Consider the following 19,279-nt stretch of genomic DNA (forward strand, 5'->3'; position numbering starts at 1 on the left):
ACTCATTGCTTGGTCACCAGCTCAGTGGCCGGAATGCTCAAGTTTTGACCGATTTTCAGTTCATCGCTTTTCAAGCCGTTGGTGGAGCGCAGCGTCGCCACGCCCACTTGGTAACGCACCGCAATCATCGCCAGGGTTTCGCCAGGGCGAACCGTGTGTTCACGGGCCCCTTGGGCGATTTTGCCAGTGTCACGTAGCCAGGCAATGTAGGTGCCCGGTGGCGGGTTTTGCTGGAAGAACTGGCGCACGCCACTGCTGATCGAACGCGCCAGCGCCTGCTGATGGCTGGCCGAGGACAGTTTCGAGGCTTCGTTGGCGTTCGAGATAAATCCGGTTTCCACGAGGATCGACGGGATATCCGGCGACTTGAGCACCATAAACCCGGCCTGCTCCACGCGCTGCTTGTGCAACGGCGTGACCCGGCCGATGTTGCTCAGAACCTTCTGGCCGACGTTGAGGCTGGAGGTCAGCGAGGCGGTCATCGACAGGTCGAGCAATACGCCTGCGAGCATTTTGTCTTTGTCATCGAGGCTCACGTTGCCCGCGCCGCCGATCAAGTCAGAACGGTTTTCGCTGTCAGCCAGCCAGCGCGCCGTCTCGGACGTGGCGCCGCGTTCAGACAAGGCAAACACCGATGCACCAAACGCCGCCTTCGACGGCGCAGCGTCAGCGTGAATCGACACAAACAGGTCGGCACCCTTTTTACGGGCGATTTCGGTACGGCCACGCAACGGGATGAAATAGTCGCCGGTACGGGTCAGCTCAGCCCGAAAGCCGCGCATGCCGTTGATCTGGCGCTGCAACTCTTTGGCAATCGCCAGCACCACGTTCTTTTCGTGTTGGCCCGCAGAACCCGAAGCACCCGGGTCTTCACCGCCGTGGCCGGGGTCGATCACCACAACAATTTCGCGCTTACCGCTCGGCACCGGCGGCAGCTTGATATCAGGCTGGGCAGGCGTGACCGGAACAGGGACCGGGACCGGCACCACAGGCACCTTGGCCACTGTCGTGGCGGGCAGGCTTGGCGTCAGGTCTGCGCCCTGGTCGAACAAATCGACCACCAGGCGATTGCCGTATTGGGCGTTAGGGGCCAGCACAAAGCTTTTGGGGGTGACCGGTTTTTTCAGGTCGATGACCACCCGCAGGTCGGTCGGTGTGCGCTGCGCCGAGCGCATGCTGGTGATCGGCGTATTGGCCGTGGCCACATTCAGCGGCCCGGCCAGGGTTGCACCGTTGATATCAATCACCAGACGGTCAGGCGCCGTCAGCGTGAACACGCTGTGCTGCACCGGGCCGGTCAGGTCAAACACCAGCCGCGTGTTGTCCGGGGCACGCCACAAACGCACGCTTTTCACTTGTGTCGCTGCTATGGCATTAACCGCCATGACACTCAGCAACAGACCCACGACACTCACTAACGCGCGAAAGCGCATACCAAACCCCATCATTATTTGTATTCCAGCGCCACTGCGGCACACCAAGCCTCGCCACGCGAGCCTTGGGGCGACAACGTCAGCGCGCGCCCGGTGTTATGCGGCCTAATGGTAATGGTCAGGTCGGCCTTTGGCAAAAAGCCTGCACCTTGTTGGGGCCACTCAATCAAGCATAGGGCGTCTTCGTCGAAATAGTCGCGAATCCCCATATATTCCAACTCTTCCGGGTCAACCAGGCGATAAAGGTCGAAGTGAAATGCGCGGATGTCGCCAATTTCGTAGGGTTCAACCAGGGTAAACGTCGGGCTTTTAACCGCGCCGGTGTGGCCCAGGCCGCGAATAATGCCGCGAGACAGGGTGGTTTTACCCGCGCCCAAATCCCCTTCCAGAAAAATCAGCCCATGCCCCTGGGTGATGCGGGCCAAATGCCCGCCAAAGGCGACCATGGCCTCTTCATCCGCCAGATGCAGTGTTAATTCAGACACGGTGTTTGCTCCTCCAACAACTGACGAATGGCTGGTATCAAATCACTGGCCGCCAGCCCACGGCCCAATTGTCCTTGTTGTTCGCCGGCGCGGGCATGCAGCCACACCGCCAGGCATGCAGCATCAAAGGCGCTCATGCCCTGCGCCAGCAGCGCGCCGACCACACCGGCCAGCACGTCGCCCAAACCGGCCGTGGCCATGGCCGGATGCCCCTGCGTACACAGCGCCAATTGGCCCTCCAGCCCGGCAATCAGCGTGCCTGCCCCCTTAAGAACGCACACCGCTGAGTATTTTTTAACCAGCGCACGAGCCGCCGCCGGGCGATCTGCCTGCACCTGTTCAGTGCTCAACCCCAACAAACGCGCGGCTTCGCCGGGGTGCGGGGTGAGCACGCAGCCTGCTGGCAGCGCACAGTCAGCGTTGGACAACAGATTGAGCGCATCGGCATCCCAGACTTGTGGCTTTTTTGCCTGAGCCGCCGCCGACAGCAAGCTGCGCCCCCACGCGGCCTGCCCCAACCCCGGCCCCACCACAACCACGCTGGCTTGCGCCAGCACGCCCATTAACTGGTTGGCCGACGACACGCCGAGGGTCATCACCTCGGGCAAGCGGGTCAAGGCAGCCGGTACATGCTCCGGGCGGGTAGCCAGTGACACCAGTCCGGCACCACAGCGTAAGGCGCTCTGGGCGCTGAGGGTAATGGAGCCGCCAAAACCCCGGTCACCGCCAATCAGCAGCACATGGCCGAACTGGCCTTTATGGGCGTCGGGCGCACGTGCAGGCAGGCGTGGCAGGGTGTCTGCCAGCAGCGGTTGGGAGTCAGCAAAGAGGTGTTTGGTCTGCGGCATGCGTGTCGGGCTCCGATGTCTGGCAGAATTATACGCATCTCAGCTCTGGTTTCTCTTGCCTCATGCCTGCTATTACTGCCGACCTCCCCGCTCTTGCTCAGTCCATCAAGGAATGGGGCCGTGAGTTGGGCTTTCAACAAGTCGCCATTGCCGGCCTTGATCTGGGGGAACACGAGCAACACCTTGAACGCTGGCTGGCCGCTGGCTACCACGGCGACATGGAATACATGGGCGCCCACGGCAGCAAACGTTCGCACCCCGAAGAGCTGGTGCCCGGCACCTTGCGCGTGGTGTCGTTGCGCATGGACTACCTGCCCGGCGACACGCACATGGCGCAATTGCTGGCCCAACCCGAAAAAGCCTACGTATCGCGTTACGCCCTGGGCCGCGACTACCACAAGCTGATCCGCAAACGCGTGCAACAGTTGGCTGACCGCATTCAGGCCGAAATAGGCCCGTTCGGCTTTCGCGCCTTCGTTGACAGCGCCCCGGTGCTGGAAAAAGCCATCGCGCAAAAAGCCGGGCTGGGCTGGATCGGCAAAAACACCCTGGTGCTCAACCGCAAGGCGGGCAGTTACTTCTTTTTAAGTGAACTGTTTGTCGACATACCGCTGCCCGAGGACGAGCCCCACACCACCGAACACTGCGGGCGCTGCAGCGCATGCCTGGACATTTGCCCGACCAAGGCGTTTGTGGGGCCGTATGTGCTGGATGCGCGGCGGTGCATTTCGTACCTGACCATCGAGCTTAAAACCGCGATCCCGGAAGAACTGCGCTCAATGATGGGCAACCGGGTGTTTGGCTGCGATGACTGCCAGATCGTCTGCCCGTGGAACCGCTTCGCCCGCGCGACCGGCGAGGGCGACTTCAAGCCCCGCCACAACCTGGACAACGCCGAACTGGCCGAATTGTTCATGTGGGACGAAGACAAATTTTTGAGCAGCACCGAAGGCTCGCCCCTGCGCCGGGCCGGTTACGAGCGCTGGCTGCGTAACTTGGCGGTGGGGCTGGGCAATGCGCCTTCAACTATTCCTGTGCTGGAAGCGCTGAAGGCCCGGCGTGAGTACCCGTCGGAGCTGGTGCAAGAGCATGTGGAATGGGCGTTGGCACAACACGCCACTCGGCAAACAGCCCCTGGCCTTAATTCAAGTGTGCCCCCCGACTTGTAAAATCTCTACAGAGGCCTTATGCAGTAAAAACGTCACCCGGTCTTTACCGCCAATGCGCACTTTATATTGATTCGAAGTACCTCCTAATTTGCCGTACTTCGATTCACCTATTCGTTTAGCAGCAGATCTAGGGTGAAGGCTCTCCTTTTCAATCGCGTCAGTGAACACGTTGTAATCACGTTTTGCGCTATCGCTCAAGTCGGGGTTTATATTTCGCGGTTTGGGCCTGATAAGCTTCCACGTGACCGAAGACTCTTCCTCTACCGGTTTTAACTTGGCCATCCGATTTGCCGCCTTTGCTCCCCCCCTCCCAGAGAGGCCTTGTTTAAATGCATCATTCATGCGGTTACCCCACTGACTGAATGCTTTCGTCGAGGCCGCGAGCCCAGCCCCTAACGATAAAAGCCCCAAACCTAAACTCACATAACCCAGCACGTCCCCCGCGCCCGAGTTCGGAAACAACTCCTGTGCTGCGGCTCCCGCGATACCTGCTACGCCACTGGCGACCCCCGCCACCAACCCGGTAATCGCCAAGGGGGTCGCGGCGCCGAAGCTTAGAATGCTCGCAAGAATACCAAACACTGCAAGGCCAACACCCAACCAGGCCTGCCACGAAGAGTGCCCAGTGGGGTCACTGCGATTAATCGGATCACCCAAGCAATACACATAAGGATTGAGACCACCTTCACCAAACGGGCTAAGGCTGTCAGGGCTTTGAAAACGCATCAGCAGCGGATCATAAGCGCGATAACCATTACCCAATAAGTAGCACCCGGTGATCGAATCAAATCGCTCATTGTTTAACCCTAACAAACTCTGCAGGCCATCTTGGGCTGTGCGTGCGCCATAGGGTGTATAGGTGACAGCGCGTAAAGGTGCCGCCTCGGCCAAGATGGTATTTTGATGGTCAACACCCAACAACACTGTTTGATCAAGCGAGCCACGCAAGCCTTGCCCCAGTAATACATCCCCCAGCCGGAAGAACGTCGCCGCATCAGGGCCCCTGACTTCGCTGCTGACGGCATCATTTCGATAAAAAAGATGCGTGGATGTTTGCTCGTTATCGGTCATTTCAAGTAACCGATCCCGGGCGTCATATCCATAACGCCGGATGACCGAACTCACTGCCACTGAGACTTCGCTCAAACGACCCAGCCCGTCATAACCCAGGCTACGGCCCTGAGTGTCGATTAGCAGTTTGCCGTTATCGTCATAATGCAGCGTGATCGCCGCCGGGTAATCCGGATGAGAGTGCTGGATGCTGATCAATTGGGTCGGATCACGCTCACTCATCGTATAAATGGTGGTGTTTACTCCCCCTGGGAACTGGGTTTCCAGCGAAACAATATTGTCAAACGCGTCAAACGTGAACCGTTGCCCCACTATCTCTTTGCCGAAAACGTCAAGCGGCCGGTGCGTACCCGAGCATTGGTAGGTTTCTAGCCTGCCCCGCGAGTCATAACTGAAGTTTTCGTCCCGAAGCATATCATTCGCGCCAACCAGGGTGCGCTGCGCCACTTTGCTGGCCTTGGTGTAGCGGGTTGTTAACGTATAGGACTCACTACCAACAAGTTCGATCACTCGCTGCACTTCACGCGCCAGCGCGTCATAGCTCAGCGTGGTCTTCAACTGCTGTGATGATGCATCCGTCGCGCGCATCACATGCAACTGACCTAGCGTGTTGTATGTGAACTCAGCATTTAAACTCGTATGCCTGAAAGACTTAACTCGACCCGTAGCATCGTACTCGTAACGGTGCTCCTCCCCTTTCACGTCTACATGACTCAAGACACGGCCGCCCAACGAATAGCGGTTGGTTGTTTCATAGGCGTGCCCAGGTAAAGCCCATCGCTCATAGGTCAGCCACCCGGCACGTGAATACCGGAAAGTTCCCACGCGGCCCTGCTCGGAGCACTCCGACATCAACCCCGACCGAGGGTAATAGGCATAGTTCGAGATTTGATCGGCCTGCGTACGTCGGGTCAAAAGCCCATCCAGCAAAGGCTCGTATTGGTGGGTAACTCGTCGACCATCAGGCTGGATGATGGCCGTGGGCGCGAGCCCCGAGCCAACGTATTCGCGCTTGACCTCCCTCCCGCCCGTCACGGCACTGGTCAATCGCCCCAATCCATCGAAGGTTTGACTGCCCAAGGTCTTGCCCGCCACGCGAATCTCTACAGGCAGAGCGTCATGACTAAAGGACGCATAACGGGTTTCAACCACATTGCCATCTGGCAACGTACTTCGACTAAGACGCCCAAACGCATCGTAGCGAAAGGAGGTCACGTTGCCTGCGGGGTCTATCTGTTGTGTGCACCGATCAAAGCCATCATAGACATGGGTGATCTTAGCCTGGCTAACCCCCTCCAAGTCGAACAACTCGACACTCACAGGCTTGCCCCGCTCATTGAAAAACGTCACGGTTTTGCCATGTCCCTGCTTCCATCGGGTTTCACATAAGCGCTCTTGCTCTCGCTCGATGTAGTCATGCAAACCATCTGGGCCCTGAATGCTTTTAACCTGGCCCCATTCGTCATACTCATAGCGGGTGCGCTGGGCTAAAGGGGCTCCATTGAGCCAGTCAGTGGCTGTTTCACTCTGAAGCTGGCCAGAACTGTTGTACATATTCGCTTTAACGACCCGCAAAGGGATGCCGCTCGCAGAACCGTCTACCTCCTCCTCTTCTTCGAGTGTGCAGACACGGCCAATACCGTCATAAGTCACCCGCTGCTGCATGCCATTAACATCGGTCACCCATAGAGTGGGGTACTGAGACTCTGCCTGCGGCAATTGATAAACGCGTACGGTATGCGCCGCATAGGCCGTACCTTGCGACACTGTTTCGCGGGTCACACGCCCCAATGCGTCATATTCGTAACTAACAGGCGCCTTACCTTCTTCTTGGGTCATCAGGCAATTGCCCGTCAGCGCTGCATAGACGACCGTGCTCGCGGCGCTCTTTGCGTCGTGCGCCGTGAGCACAGTTTTAACACTCACTGTCAGGTTGTTGACGCTGTAGGTATAGGTTTGCCGGGTAGCCAAAGCGTTGAGCGTCGACGTCTTGGCCAACAAGCGGCCATGGACGTCAGGAGCCTGGGGCGCATTAACGTATTCATAATCGATTTGTTCGTATAAATGCTCCGCCTGTTCGTCGCGCAAATAAAACTGTTCGCGTACGGGAACAATTGAAGCAATTGAATAGCCTTCAAGCAGCGGGGAGCTCGCATACCGGTAGCGCGTGATACTGCTGCCAGACTTTGAGTCTGCGGGGTTGAATTCCGTTCTCTGGCGGGGAAACCTGACAAAAGCGAGCGGATCTGGCGGGCAGTCAATACCGCCCTCAGTTGCAAAATACTCCGTCAACGTGGTTAAGCCACCGGGCTCCACTCTCCTGATTTCATTCCCGAAATTGTCGTATTCAAACTGCGTGACATCTTCTCGCGAGCGCTTCGAAATGGCGTCGTCATAGCGCATGACCGAGCGCTTTGGTAAACAGCATTGAGCAGGCTGCTCTTCAAAGCTTTTGCCTGGCTCATAGTAATAATCAAACAACTGAGAGGTGATTTTTGCGCCGCTACGGCGGACTTCAGACACCAACAGGTGAAACTTGTTATAGGTACGCACCGTCTCCTGATAAACGTTGGAGTCTCGCAACAGGGTTTCGCAGGACGTGTAGTTGTAGTCCCCAGCCAATTTATAGAGCGCATCGCTGGCCGTTGACGCTGAAACACCGGGGGCGCCAAAACCCAAAAAGTTTTGGTCCGAGAAGCTATAGCGCTTATGGATGGCTGGCTGCCCATTACCTGGAAACACCGTATAGGCTGCCACCGACGCCATTGCCGCGCGGCCGGCGCCTGCCGGAAAGCGCAATCCCGATTTTTTATAGCTGACGCGCTCAACAGCCCCCATGGGCGAGAAAATTCGAGATACATACGTCAAGCCATCAATGACCTGATAACCAATATCCCAACGGCCTGCGCAGGGCAGCGTAATACTCACGATACGGTTATTGGTGAAACGGATATCAAAACTGGCTTCTTGATCTGAGTTGGGGTATCGCTTGAGCTGTACCCCGGCGCCAGTGCGCGTTATCGATAGCAACGTACGCTGGCTATCACGAACGGCTGCAAGCATTGGCCGGCCGTTGAAGAGCGTGTATTCCAGATCAAGTCTTGCTCCATTGGCTGCCCATATACGCTGCGATACGGCTACGCTGCTCTGGCCCACTCTGCTTAATTCTTCACGCTGACCACTAACAGTCGAAAGGATGAAACGGTTTTCGTCGGTTTTGACCAGCCTGAAACGCTCAATTTTTTGGTCAACGAGCTGGACTTCGTCAGGTAACTCCAGCGTTTTAGAGGTTTCACCACTGACCAACGTTAAACATTTAGCCGCTCGGTCATAACGCGTACACGCCAGGGTCCAACCTTTGCCAAAACCGCAGTCCAAGGGGTTGAGCGGATTGAAGTGAAAATTAATGGGCAAGGAGGGACCATTCAGAGCGTGCGAAGTGATCTCCCCCAATGACAGCGTGCAACTATAAATACCCGTTCGCGGATCGACACCTCCTAACAGGAAGCTACTGAAATTAAAAGCATTTGAATACACTTCATCGTATTCCACATCCGACATAAATAACGTCCATTTAATAAGTAATTTACAAGCACGCCGCCACTATTTCAAAGGCGACAAGCCTACTTTAATTCAAGTTCAAAACTGTTCGAGTTAGTGACAATTTGAAAGTTGTGAGCGGTACCAAAATCATCCAATACCGTAATCGCAAACGGTTGAGTATTGGCCGACACACTTCTGTCTGCCCACCCCGAGAAGCCTTGGACCAACGAGATTTCACCCGGCCTGTCGTTGACACTAATTAAATAATTCTCCTTGACCCGCCCACTGTGGTCTGCCGAATCTTTTGGCAACCACATATTTATCATTCCATGGTGATCATCAGCGATAGCGCACACTATATATTGCGGGTATTCCCATGTTCCTTGCCGCCAGGAATTACAGTAAATTTCAACTTCACTTTCGCTATCAAACCCAGGGGAAAACCACCCTGCAAGCGGTACTTTTTCACCACCAAGATACAGCCCCAAGTACCACTTGCAAATTGATCTGTCCGTTCCAGAAAACTCGTCGACTTTTGTTAATCGAAAATTTTCCAAACCATATTGGACAGGTGCAATTGCATTGAGGGTGACAGAACTGTCGCTGCCTCCAAACGGCGCACTCGGATTATTGCTTTTGACAAGCCTGCCATTAGGCAACGTGATGGCTGCAGCGATCCGCTTTTCATCGGGCTGCTCACAACTGACCCAGCGCTCAATTCGTACGACCTTATCGTCAAATTCGCCAATGTGCCGGCGACTACGACCACCCGCGCCTGACATGTCATGCCTGTATTTATTAGGCTTTTCAGAGACACTCCAGTGTGAACCAAGATCAGCGCCACCGAAATATTCAATTAATTTAAGTGATTCTAAAATCTCGGGTGCAGGACGAACTTCTCGCCCCTCCGAATCAAGGCAACTCACACACACAATCAAACGCGCTCGCATCCGCCCATTGGCGTATATTTTTTTGACAGCCGTACCCGGGGCTGAGTCAAACACAACTTCAAAAGTTGCCACACCTACAATCTGGTTTGTTTGCGCCGTTGGCGCAGAATCCAATAATCTATCCATGATATAAACCCAACCTTTCCCTGTTTAACTAACTATTTTTAATTAACCGCCCCCTTAGAATAGTTAAACAACTGCGCACAACCACCCCTTATCATCTACGCATTATGTAGGAGTATTCAGTTATGAAGAGGGATTTATTAATGGATATTAAACTACACGCTAGGGCGTTACATCTCACACAAACAGCAACGTTTTAACCTTATATTCCCCTTTCCCTTGCGGGATATATCCGAGAGATCCCCCTCCGCCTTGTGGCGCTGGAACTGTGCGGATAGTCTCGCCAGGTCACTGATGTCAGCTGCTGGTTTTGACAGATCGATTGAGCTCGCATGGCTATCACCGCTTTATGACGGCCATGTGGGCATCTTCGGGTGCGCCGAGTTCGCGAGACTCCTCGGCGCTGCTGGCCGATTAATGCTCGTCGTTGTACACGAACTTGGGCATTTCCCAGTTAAAGCGAATCGCCAACAGTCGCAGCAAGAGCCCACCGAACAAGGTGACGAAGATCGCCTGTTCGTTGGGCATGTTCAGGTAGGTGCACAGCAAAAAGCACCACGCGGCCGCGAAGGACACGCTGGCGTAAAGTTCGCGACGGAAGATCAGCGGGATATCGTTGCAGAAGATGTCACGCAGGATACCGCCAAACACGCCGGTTATCACCCCGCTCACTGACGCCACCAGCATGCCCTGACCCATTTCCAGGGCGGTCATGCAGCCGATCAGGGTAAACGCCACCAGCCCCAGCGCATCGAGCACTAAAAACAGTGAACGCAAATGGCGCATCAGCGGTGCGATAAAAATCGTCACCAACGCGGCAAAGGTGGTGAGCACCAGGTATTCCGGGTGTTTGACCCACGTCAGCGGGTAATGCCCCAGCAGCACATCACGGACCGAACCGCCGCCCAGCGCGGTGACGCAGGCAATCAGCACCACACCAAACCAGTCCATGCCCCGACGCCCGGCAGACAGCGCGCCGGTCATGGCTTCAGCAGTAATGGCAACTAAATAGAGCATCAGCAACATGGCGGCGATCCTTGCAATGAGGCGCGCAGTCTACTCAGTTGCTGAGAGCACCAAAAGGGGGCGTATTTTTGTAGCCGCTGCCGCAGGCTGCGATAAGGGCCGAAGGACCTTCTCTTTGAATCTTAAAAGCGGGGGCCGCTGCGCAGCCCATCGCAGCCTGCGGCAGCGGCTACAGGGGCGGGCGCTTAAAACTTGATGAAGTGCTTGCGGTAATGCTGCAGCTCGGCAATCGACTCGCGAATGTCGTCCAGCGCCAGGTGCGTGCCTTTTTTCACCAGGGTATCGCGCACTTCAGGCGCCCAACGGGCGACCAGTTCCTTGAGGGTCGAGACGTCCAGGTTGCGGTAGTGGAAGTAGCTTTCGAGGGCCTTCATGTGGGTGTACAGAAAACGTCGGTCCTGGCAGATGCTGTTGCCGCAGATAGGCGATTTGCCTTTAGGCACCCACTGTTCAAGGAAGGCCAAGGTCTGCGCTTCGGCTTGTGCCATGCTCACGGTGCTGTCCTTGACCCGCTGGGTCAGGCCGCTGGCGCCGTGGGTGCGGGTGTTCCATTCGTCCATGCGGGCGAGCACTTCGTCGCTGTGGTGGATGGCAATCACCGGGCCTTCAGCCAAGGTGTTGAGGTTGCTGTCGGTGACGATGGTGGCCATTTCGATAATGACGTCGTTGTCCGGATCAAGGCCGGTCATTTCCAGGTCGATCCAGATCAGGTTCTGCGCGTTGTTCATAAAGGCCTCCAGTGCTTAGTCGCGCAGTTTAGCTTAGGCGCCCGGCCCACGTGCTAAACTCGCCAGCGTTTTACCCTTCTTATCGTTATCAACACGGAACACCCATGGCCAAACGCCAGCTCAATCGTCGCCAAAACTGGCGCATCGAAAAGATCCAGGGCGAGCGCGCTGCCCGCGCCGCCAAACGCGAATCCAGCGCCCTTGAAGCGCTTGAGGGCGGCGACTTAGGCCCCGAGCAACTCGGCCTGGTGATCGCGCACTTCGGTGTGCAGGTCGAAGTCGAGGCTCAAGAAGGCGAGCTGAAAGGCCAGACGTTCCGTTGCCACTTGCGCGCCAACCTGCCCGCATTGGTCACCGGTGACACCGTGGTGTGGCGCGCAGGCAATCAGGGCATCGGCGTGATCGTCGCCCAGTTGCCGCGCAAGACCGAACTGTGCCGCCCCGACAACCGTGGCCAGCTCAAGCCGGTCGCGGCCAACGTCGACATGATCGTGATCGTCTTCGCGCCAATGCCCGAGCCTCATGCCAACTTGATCGACCGTTATCTGGTGGCTGCCGAGCACGCCGGGATCCGCCCGTTCCTGCTGCTGAACAAGGCAGACTTGATCGACGATCAAAACGCACCCGCTCTGAATGCACTGCTGGGGGTTTATCGCCAGTTGGGCTACCCGGTGCTGGAAGTGTCTGCGCACCACGGTGACGGCATGCAGCAGTTGCAAGAGCAACTCAACGGCCGTATCAGCGTGTTTGTGGGCCAATCGGGCGTGGGTAAATCCTCGCTGGTCAACAGCTTGCTGCCGGAGGTCAACCTGCGGGTCGGGCCGCTGTCGGAGCTGTCCGGTCAGGGCACGCACACCACCACCACCGCGCGGTTGTTCCACTTCCCGGGCGGCGGTCAGTTGATCGACTCACCGGGTATTCGTGAATTTGGCCTGGGCCACGTCAGCCGGGCTGACGTTGAGGCGGGCTTTATCGAGTTCCACGACTTGATCGGCCGCTGCCGCTTCCGCGACTGCAAGCACGACCGCGAGCCGGGCTGCGCGTTGTTGATGGCCCTGGAAGACGGCCGTGTGCAGCAACAGCGCATGAACAGCTACCGCTCGATTATTGCGAGCTTGCCGGAAAGCAGTTACTAAGCCTGCGCTTGCCTCGCGATCGTTTAAAAGATCGCGAGACAAGCTCGCTCCTACACAGGTTTAGGGGTTGGCCGGGGGCTTGTCATCAAACAAGTTCAGCTTCTGGCGCTCTTCATGCATCGGCTTTGGCTGCTGGTCGGGCGGCAAGGTGATCGGGTCGTCCAGGGCTTTGGGCAACTGTTCAGCCTTGACCGGGTCCGGCCCTTGTTCACCCTCAATCGCTTGTTGGGCCTTTTTGGTCAGCACCACGATGTCGATCCGGCGGTTGACCGGGTTGTTTGGGTGGGCCTTGTCGAACAGCACTGACGAGGCGTACCCCACCACCCGCGCGACCTGACTGTCGGGGTAGCTGCCCGCCACCAGCGTGCGCCGCGCCGCGTTGGCGCGGTTGGCCGACAATTCCCAGTTACCGTAATCGCCCGTGCCCGCATAGGGCATGGCGTCGGTGTGACCGCTGATGCTGATCTTGTTCGGCACCGCCGCGATGGTGTCAGCCATGGCCAGCAAAATGTCTTCGAAATACGGCTTGAGGCGCGCACTGCCCACGTCAAACATCGGGCGGTTTTCGGCGTCCATCACCTGGATACGCAAACCGTCCGGGGTGATTTCGAACAACAGTTGGTCTTTGAATTTCTTCAGTTGCGGGTTTTCTTCGACCTTGTTTTGCAACTCCTGAAGCAGCAACTCAAGGCGCTCCTTCTCAACCTGCTCGGCCATGCCCTGAATCTGGTCCGCATCGATTTTGATCTTGTCCGGCACGGGCTCCTTTTTCTCTTCCGGGTTGAGGGTGTTTTCTGGTGCCAATGCGGGCGTGCCGCCCAGGTCGATGGTGTACGGCGTGCCGCTTTCAGAGAAACCGATCGGGTCTTTAAAGTAGCCACCAATGGCGATTTTCTGCTCTGGCGTGGCGGCGGTCATAAGCCACAACACCAGAAAGAACGCCATCATCGCGGTGGCAAAGTCCGCAAAGGCGATCTTCCAGGCGCCACCGTGGTGGCCTGCGCCATAGCGCTTGACGCGCTTGATGATGATCGGCTGATTGTTTTCCATAACTCAGCGACCGCGAACCACTTGTTCCAGCTCGGAAAAGCTCGGCCGGTGCTTGGGGTACAGCACTTTGCGGCCAAATTCGACGGCCAGCGAAGGCGGCATGCCCGAGGCCGAGGCCACCAGCGAGGCTTTGATCGACTCGTACACGTTGATCTCTTCTTTGGCGTCATGGGCCAGCGACGTCGCCAGCGGGCCAAAGAAGCCGTAGGCCGCGAGGATACCGAAGAACGTCCCCACCAGCGCCGCACCCACGTGCATGCCGATGGCCGCCTGATCGCCCTCACCCAACGACGCCATTGTCACAACAATGCCAAGAACCGCTGCCACAATGCCGAAGCCCGGCATCCCGTCAGCGATGCCGGTGATGGCGTGGGACGGGTGCTCGAGTTCTTCCTTGAGGTTGAACAGTTCCATGTCGAACAGCCCTTCCAGCTCGTGGGGCGCCATGTTGCCCGACGACATGATGCGCAGGTAATCGCAGATAAACGCGGTCATGCGCTCGTCTTTCAATACAGTCGGGTACTTGGCAAAAATCGGGCTGGCCGCAGGGTCTTCAACATCAGCCTCAATGGCCATCATGCCTTCGCGGCGGCTTTTATTGAGGATCTCGTACACCAGGCCCAGCACTTCCAAATAAAAGGTGTGGGTAAAGCGTGTGCCGAACATGCTGAGTGATTTTTTGATCACGTGCAGGGTCATGTAGCCGGGGTTGGCCTGCAGGAATGCACCAAAGGCAGCCCCGCCGATGATCATGACTTCGAAAGGCTGAATCAGCGCTCCGATCTTGCCGTGAGAGAGTACGTAGCCGCCGAGCACGCTCGCAAACACGACGATGATGCCGATAATTTTAGCCATAGGTCATTAAGGTACTTTTTGAGTCCGGTTCAAGGTCATATTCCAGCGTCGCTAAAACTCTTCTTATCCTTATCGGCTAATCTGCGCCAGACTATAGTCGTTCAAGCCGAAAAGCCATTTGGCCCTATAGGGCCTTTAAACAATAGATGATGACCGCGCGACCATCATGGCGAATGAAACCGTTCCATCGACAGTCATACCTGCTTCTCTGGACGCGTGGGTCAGCCACCTCGACGCGGTGCGTTTGCCGATCCCGCAGCGCAGCCATGTGTTAGTCGCCAAGACCCTCAGCGACAGTCGCCGCTCATTGCGCGAGATCGCCGAAGTCATGCAAGACAGCCCGGCGCTAGCCTTGAGCCTGATCCGCGAAGCCAATCAACACGCGCAAAGCAGCCTGACCGAACCCGCCGAAAGCCTTGAAGTGGCGCTCAATCGGCTGGGGCTAAAACGCACCCAAGAGTTGCTCGAAAGCATGCCGGTGCTGCCGGCCGAAGACATCCCCGTTGCCCTGCGCCAAGTGCTGCTCATCAGCCAGCACGCGGCCCAGCAAGGGATTGGCCTGTTCGGCAACCGCCTGGCCAGATTGTGGCAAAAAGTGTACTGGGGCAGTTTGTTGTTCTTCTCGCCGTTGTGGGCCATGGCGATGACGCACCCCAAACAGCTGGAAGAATGGGAAGCGCGGGTGATTCATAAAGGCGAATGCGCCGACAAGGTTGAACGGGCGCTGTTCGGCGTGCGCCTGTTCGAGATCTGCCGGGCGCTGGCCCAGTTGTGGCGGCTGCCCGAGTGGATCATGCAGGGCTACGCGGTGATCACCGACGATAAACGCACGTTGATCCGCGTGCTGCATATTGCCCGCGACACCCATCGCCCATTGCACCAGCAGCAACAACTGGATGCCGACCCGGCCCTGCGCCGCTGGCTGAGCCATCCCGCCAACAGCCTGTTGCTGGCCAACGGTTTGGCACTGTCTGCGCAACAGGGCTGGGACTCGCCGCACAACCTGCGCTGGCAGTACCTGACCAGCCTGTACCTGCAACTGCCGCTGCATGAAGTACAGCAGCAAGTGCACCAGAACGCCGCGAGCAGCGCCCGCTATCACTCAACCCCGGACCTCTGGCACCCGGCGCTGGCCTTGCTCATGCCGTGGGAGGCGCGCCGCGTAAACACCCACGGGCAACCGGCCCCGCCACCGTCCGCGCAAGCCTTGCAGGCCTGGCGCAAATACTGCGGGCAACTGCTGGAAGAACCCACGGCCTTCGCCAACCCGATGCACCTGACCTTGTGCGCCCGTGAAGCCCTGCAAGCGTGCGGCATGCGCCGGATCATCCTGCTGATGGCCGATAAAACCTCAAGTTTGTTGCGCGCGTTTCAAGTGCTCGGCCTGCCCAAGACTGCGTTCGACATGACCCTCAATGTCAGCGACAGCCCTGCCCTGCAACGCTTGATGGCGCAACCGGCGCAAGTGCGCCTCACGCCCGAAAACAACGCGGTGATTTCGGCAGCCATGCCCGCTAACCTGCGCAGTCTGTTCCCCGGCGAGCATCTGCTGTTACGCTCGCTCAGCAATAACGGGCGCGTGGTCATGCTGATACTGGCCGACCAGGACGGCGGGTCGTTTTCGGAAACCAGCGTGCAAGCGTTTGGTAAAACCGCGCAATGTATCGAGAAAGCGCTGCACACCTTTACTGCTCGCGGGCGCTAACGCTTGCGCTACAATTCACCCCTTTTTTTGCTCTGGAGAACACATGCCTGACTTCTCTGGCTTGCCGTTAGTCATTGAACCCCGCGACCTCAAAGCCCGGCTCGATGCGCCCCATGTGATCGTGGTCGACCTGAGCAGCGCTGCACGCTACGAAGCCGGGCATATCCCGGGCGCCCGCTTTGTCGAGCCCAAACGCACGCAACTGGGTTTGCCGCCAGCACCGGGACTGCTGCCGACCCAGGCCGCGCTCGAAGCGCTGTTTGGCGAATTGGGGCACACCCCAGACGCGGTGTACGTGGTCTATGACGACGAAGGCGGCGGCTGGGCCGGGCGTTTTATTTGGTTACTGGATGTTATCGGGCACCGGGCTTATCACTATCTGGACGGCGGCATTCACGCCTGGATTGCTGAAGGCTACGACGTTACCCAAGACGTACCGCCAGCGGTCGGCGGCCCCGTTGCCTTGACCTTGCACGACGAACCTACCGCCACCCGCGAGTACCTGCAAAGCCGCCTGGGCGCTGCGGACCTGGCCATCTGGGACGCCCGCAGCGTCGCCGAATACCGTGGTGAGAAAGTGCTGGCAGCCAAGGGTGGGCACATCCCGGGCGCCGCGAATTTTGAATGGACCGCAGGCATGGACAAAGAACGCAGCCTGCGTATCCGCACCGACATGCCCGAGATTCTCAAGGACCTCGGGATCACGCCGGACAAAGAAGTGATTACCCACTGCCAGACCCACCACCGCTCTGGCTTTACTTATCTGGTCGCCAAAGCGCTCGGTTATCCGCGCGTTAAAGCCTATGCCGGTTCCTGGGGCGAATGGGGCAACCACCCAGACACGCCTGTTGAGCCGCCTGTAAAACACTAAGGATTTTGCATGAAAAAGCGTTTGTTCCTTCTGAGTCAGTACCTGTTGCCGCACCATCTGTTGTCGCGCCTGGCGGGCTGTATTGCCGAATGCCGTGTGCGCTGGTTTAAAAATGCTTTCACCACCTGGTTCGCCAAGCGCTACCAAGTGGACATGTCCCAGGCGCTGATTGAAGACGTCACCGCCTACGAGCACTTCAACGCCTTCTTCACCCGCGCCCTGAAAGACGGCGCCCGCCCGCTGGACCCAACGCCCGGCGCCATCCTCAGCCCGGCAGACGGCGCAATCAGCCAGCTCGGCCCGATTGAACACGGTCGCGTGTTCCAGGCCAAAGGCCACAGCTACAGCGTGCAAGAACTGGTGGGCGGCGATGCCGCTGTGGCAGCGCAGTTTATGGGCGGTGAATTCGCCACTATTTACCTGTCGCCAAAAGACTACCACCGTGTGCACATGCCACTGGCGGGCACCCTGCGCGAGATGATCTACGTACCGGGCCGTCTGTTCTCGGTGAACCAGACCACCGCTGAAAACGTGCCGGAGCTGTTTGCCCGCAACGAACGTGCGGTGTGCATTTTTGATACCGAACGCGGCCCGATGGCGGTGGTATTGGTGGGCGCCATGATCGTGGCCTCGATTGAAACAGTATTTGCCGGTCTGGTGACGCCGCCTAAACGCGAGCTGAAAACCTTCCGTTACGACGAAGCGGCCCGTGCGCCGATCCACCTGGAAAAAGGTGCAGAGCTGGGTCGTTTCAAACTGGGGTCGACGGCCATCGTGTTGTTTGGCCCGGAGCAAGTGAAGTGGGCTGAAACCCTGGCGGCCGGTACGCCGGTGATGATGGGCGAGAAGATCGGCGAATAACACCTTTACCTCTGTAGGAGCGAGCTTGCCTCGCGATCTTTTAAACCCTCAAAAGATCGCGAGACAAGCTCGCTCCTACAGGGGATGCGTCAACCCTTAGCCCTGGCCGTTACGGTCACGCTGGCCCAGCAGGTACAGCACACCATCCAGACCCAGGGTCGTGATCGCGTATTTAGCCGATTTTTTAACCAGCGGCTTGGCGCGGAACGCCACACCCAACCCGGCAATTGCCAGCATCGGCAAGTCATTGGCGCCGTCACCGACCGCAATGGTCTGCTCCAGGCTCAAGCCTTCCTTGCGCGCCAGCTCTGTCAGCAAATCGGCTTTGCGCTGTGCATCAACAATCGGCTCGACTGCCACGCCAGACACTTTGCCATCCACCACTTCCAGCTCGTTGGCGAACACATAGTCGATGCCCAGCTTGGCCTGCAATTGCTTGGCGAAGTAGGTAAAGCCGCCCGACAAAATAGCGGTTTTGTAGCCCAGACGCTTGAGCTCGGCAAACAGCACCTCAGCCCCTTCGGTCAGTCGCAGCGACGCGCCGATCGAGTCCAGCACGCTCACATCCAGCCCTTGCAGCAGCGCCAAGCGCTCTTTGAAGCTGGCCTTGAAGTCCAACTCGCCAGCCATGGAGCGCTCGGTGATGGCCGACACTTTGTCGCCCACACCTGCGGCCTTGGCCAATTCGTCGATCACTTCGGCTTCAATCAGCGTGGAGTCCATGTCGAACACCGCCAGGCGGCGGTTGCGACGGAACAGGGTGTCTTCCTGCAAAGCGATATCAACCTGGAGTTCTTGCGCCAGGTTAAAGAAGGCGGTGCGCAGGGCGTCGATGTCGGCCAGTTCACCGACCACACGCAATTCGATGCAGCTTTTGCTCAGTTCGGTGGGGGCGTCCAGCGGGACACGGCCCGACAAACGATCGGTCTGTTCAATGTTCAGCCCGTGCTGGCTGATCACCGACGTCACACGTTGTAACTCATGGGCCGTCACTTGGCGGCTCATCAGTGTAACCACATGGCGTTTTTGGCTTTGCTCGCTGACCCAGCGCTGGTAGTGATCTTCAGTGATCGGGTCAAAACGCAGTTGCAGGCCCTCATTGGCAATCAAGGGCTGGAGGTCTTTAAGCACTGCGGAGACTTGCTCGGCTTCGGGAATATTCACCAGAAAACCCAACGACAAAACGCCATGGATGACGGCCTGACCGATGTCGAGAATATTCACCCCATTGCTGGCCAATACGCCGGTAATGGCCGCAGTGAGACCCGGACGGTCTTCACCGGTGATGTTTATCAGGACGATTTCGCGCAAGGCACACCCCCATTCGCTAAAAAAAACGCATTCTACCCACTTTCAGTGACCATCGGGCATCGCCAAGGCTTTGCCGCCTCAGGGCTGCTCGCTATACTGCGCACCAACTTAACG

15 protein-coding genes are annotated in these 19,279 nt (G+C 57.7%); 5 read left to right on the forward strand and 10 right to left on the reverse strand.

From position 1 onward, the window contains the following. Positions 1-2: 2 nt before the first annotated feature. From QMX84_RS10335 to QMX84_RS10345, 3 genes are read right to left on the reverse strand one after another with little or no spacing between them, the layout of a single operon-like run. Positions 3-1,445 (reverse strand): N-acetylmuramoyl-L-alanine amidase, encoded by a 1,443-nt coding sequence (locus QMX84_RS10335; RefSeq protein WP_228392679.1) that lies wholly within the window; start codon positions 1,443-1,445, stop codon positions 3-5. Between the two features lie 2 nt (positions 1,446-1,447). Further along, a complete protein-coding gene (gene tsaE, locus QMX84_RS10340) occupies positions 1,448-1,918 on the reverse strand; it encodes a tRNA (adenosine(37)-N6)-threonylcarbamoyltransferase complex ATPase subunit type 1 TsaE (RefSeq protein WP_262124797.1) in 471 nt (156 codons plus the stop codon). Next, positions 1,906-2,766, reverse strand: coding sequence for an NAD(P)H-hydrate dehydratase (locus tag QMX84_RS10345; protein WP_262124798.1), 861 nt, complete (start codon positions 2,764-2,766; stop codon positions 1,906-1,908). Before QMX84_RS10345 ends, tsaE begins: the two co-directional genes overlap by 13 nt. Positions 2,767-2,828: 62 nt before the next feature. Between QMX84_RS10345 and queG the strand changes: the two genes are divergently transcribed. Continuing rightward, positions 2,829-3,935, forward strand: coding sequence for a tRNA epoxyqueuosine(34) reductase QueG (gene queG / locus QMX84_RS10350; protein WP_262124799.1), 1,107 nt, complete (start codon positions 2,829-2,831; stop codon positions 3,933-3,935). Here the strand turns inward: queG and QMX84_RS10355 are convergent. From QMX84_RS10355 to orn, 4 genes are all read right to left on the reverse strand, one after another. Beyond that, positions 3,912-8,567: an RHS repeat-associated core domain-containing protein gene (locus tag QMX84_RS10355; protein WP_262124801.1), complete on the reverse strand. Its 4,656-nt coding sequence runs from the start codon at positions 8,565-8,567 to the stop codon at positions 3,912-3,914. The two genes, queG and QMX84_RS10355, sit on opposite strands and share 24 nt — an antisense overlap. A gap of 62 nt (positions 8,568-8,629) precedes the next feature. Beyond that, positions 8,630-9,625 carry a hypothetical protein gene (locus QMX84_RS10360; protein WP_282363769.1) on the reverse strand — a complete coding sequence of 332 codons (996 nt, stop codon included), beginning with the start codon at positions 9,623-9,625 and terminating at the stop codon, positions 8,630-8,632. Positions 9,626-10,036: 411 nt separating this feature from the next. Further along, positions 10,037-10,648, reverse strand: coding sequence for a trimeric intracellular cation channel family protein (locus QMX84_RS10365; RefSeq protein ID WP_048366606.1), 612 nt, complete (start codon positions 10,646-10,648; stop codon positions 10,037-10,039). A 185-nt stretch (positions 10,649-10,833) separates the two neighbouring features. Beyond that, positions 10,834-11,376, reverse strand: a complete 543-nt coding sequence (orn, locus tag QMX84_RS10370; protein ID WP_048366607.1) for an oligoribonuclease — start codon at positions 11,374-11,376, stop codon at positions 10,834-10,836. Between the two features lie 104 nt (positions 11,377-11,480). Between orn and rsgA the strand changes: the two genes are divergently transcribed. After that, positions 11,481-12,512, forward strand: coding sequence for a small ribosomal subunit biogenesis GTPase RsgA (rsgA, locus tag QMX84_RS10375; protein WP_123751152.1), 1,032 nt, complete (start codon positions 11,481-11,483; stop codon positions 12,510-12,512). A 60-nt stretch (positions 12,513-12,572) separates the two neighbouring features. Here the strand turns inward: rsgA and motB are convergent, their stop codons facing one another. Together motB and motA are read right to left on the reverse strand one after the other, a co-directional pair. Further along, positions 12,573-13,562, reverse strand: coding sequence for a flagellar motor protein MotB (gene motB, locus QMX84_RS10380; RefSeq protein ID WP_048366609.1), 990 nt, complete (start codon positions 13,560-13,562; stop codon positions 12,573-12,575). A gap of 3 nt (positions 13,563-13,565) precedes the next feature. After that, positions 13,566-14,417, reverse strand: a complete 852-nt coding sequence (motA, locus tag QMX84_RS10385; RefSeq protein ID WP_123751150.1) for a flagellar motor stator protein MotA — start codon at positions 14,415-14,417, stop codon at positions 13,566-13,568. A 166-nt stretch (positions 14,418-14,583) separates the two neighbouring features. Here motA and QMX84_RS10390 point away from each other — a divergent pair, with 166 nt between their 5' ends. From QMX84_RS10390 to asd, 3 genes are read left to right on the forward strand one after another with little or no spacing between them, the layout of a single operon-like run. After that, positions 14,584-16,122 carry an HDOD domain-containing protein gene (locus QMX84_RS10390; protein ID WP_282363770.1) on the forward strand — a complete coding sequence of 513 codons (1,539 nt, stop codon included), beginning with the start codon at positions 14,584-14,586 and terminating at the stop codon, positions 16,120-16,122. A 43-nt stretch (positions 16,123-16,165) separates the two neighbouring features. Beyond that, positions 16,166-16,993, forward strand: a complete 828-nt coding sequence (locus QMX84_RS10395; protein WP_282363771.1) for a rhodanese-like domain-containing protein — start codon at positions 16,166-16,168, stop codon at positions 16,991-16,993. 9 nt (positions 16,994-17,002) lie between these two features. Further along, a complete protein-coding gene (gene asd, locus QMX84_RS10400) occupies positions 17,003-17,854 on the forward strand; it encodes an archaetidylserine decarboxylase (protein WP_048385252.1) in 852 nt (283 codons plus the stop codon). A gap of 96 nt (positions 17,855-17,950) precedes the next feature. On the opposite strand, the gene serB is transcribed toward asd, so the two are convergent. Then, positions 17,951-19,165: a phosphoserine phosphatase SerB gene (gene serB, locus QMX84_RS10405; RefSeq protein WP_282363772.1), complete on the reverse strand. Its 1,215-nt coding sequence runs from the start codon at positions 19,163-19,165 to the stop codon at positions 17,951-17,953. Positions 19,166-19,279: the final 114 nt, after the last annotated feature.

It is taken from the genome of Pseudomonas sp. PS01297, from assembly GCF_029959305.1.
Classification (GTDB): domain Bacteria; phylum Pseudomonadota; class Gammaproteobacteria; order Pseudomonadales; family Pseudomonadaceae; genus Aquipseudomonas; species Aquipseudomonas helleri.

Coding starts and splice junctions, on each gene's coding strand:
- QMX84_RS10395 (WP_282363771.1), top strand. CDS start 16,166: ATGCCTGACTTCTCTGGCTTGCCGTTAGTCATTGAACCCCGCGACCTC.
- rsgA (WP_123751152.1), top strand. CDS start 11,481: ATGGCCAAACGCCAGCTCAATCGTCGCCAAAACTGGCGCATCGAAAAG.
- QMX84_RS10365 (WP_048366606.1), bottom strand. CDS start 10,648: ATGTTGCTGATGCTCTATTTAGTTGCCATTACTGCTGAAGCCATGACC.
- queG (WP_262124799.1), top strand. CDS start 2,829: ATGCCTGCTATTACTGCCGACCTCCCCGCTCTTGCTCAGTCCATCAAG.
- QMX84_RS10390 (WP_282363770.1), top strand. CDS start 14,584: ATGGCGAATGAAACCGTTCCATCGACAGTCATACCTGCTTCTCTGGAC.
- orn (WP_048366607.1), bottom strand. CDS start 11,376: ATGAACAACGCGCAGAACCTGATCTGGATCGACCTGGAAATGACCGGC.
- QMX84_RS10345 (WP_262124798.1), bottom strand. CDS start 2,766: ATGCCGCAGACCAAACACCTCTTTGCTGACTCCCAACCGCTGCTGGCA.
- QMX84_RS10335 (WP_228392679.1), bottom strand. CDS start 1,445: ATGGGGTTTGGTATGCGCTTTCGCGCGTTAGTGAGTGTCGTGGGTCTG.
- asd (WP_048385252.1), top strand. CDS start 17,003: ATGAAAAAGCGTTTGTTCCTTCTGAGTCAGTACCTGTTGCCGCACCAT.
- motB (WP_048366609.1), bottom strand. CDS start 13,562: ATGGAAAACAATCAGCCGATCATCATCAAGCGCGTCAAGCGCTATGGC.
- QMX84_RS10360 (WP_282363769.1), bottom strand. CDS start 9,625: ATGGATAGATTATTGGATTCTGCGCCAACGGCGCAAACAAACCAGATT.
- QMX84_RS10355 (WP_262124801.1), bottom strand. CDS start 8,567: ATGTCGGATGTGGAATACGATGAAGTGTATTCAAATGCTTTTAATTTC.
- motA (WP_123751150.1), bottom strand. CDS start 14,417: ATGGCTAAAATTATCGGCATCATCGTCGTGTTTGCGAGCGTGCTCGGC.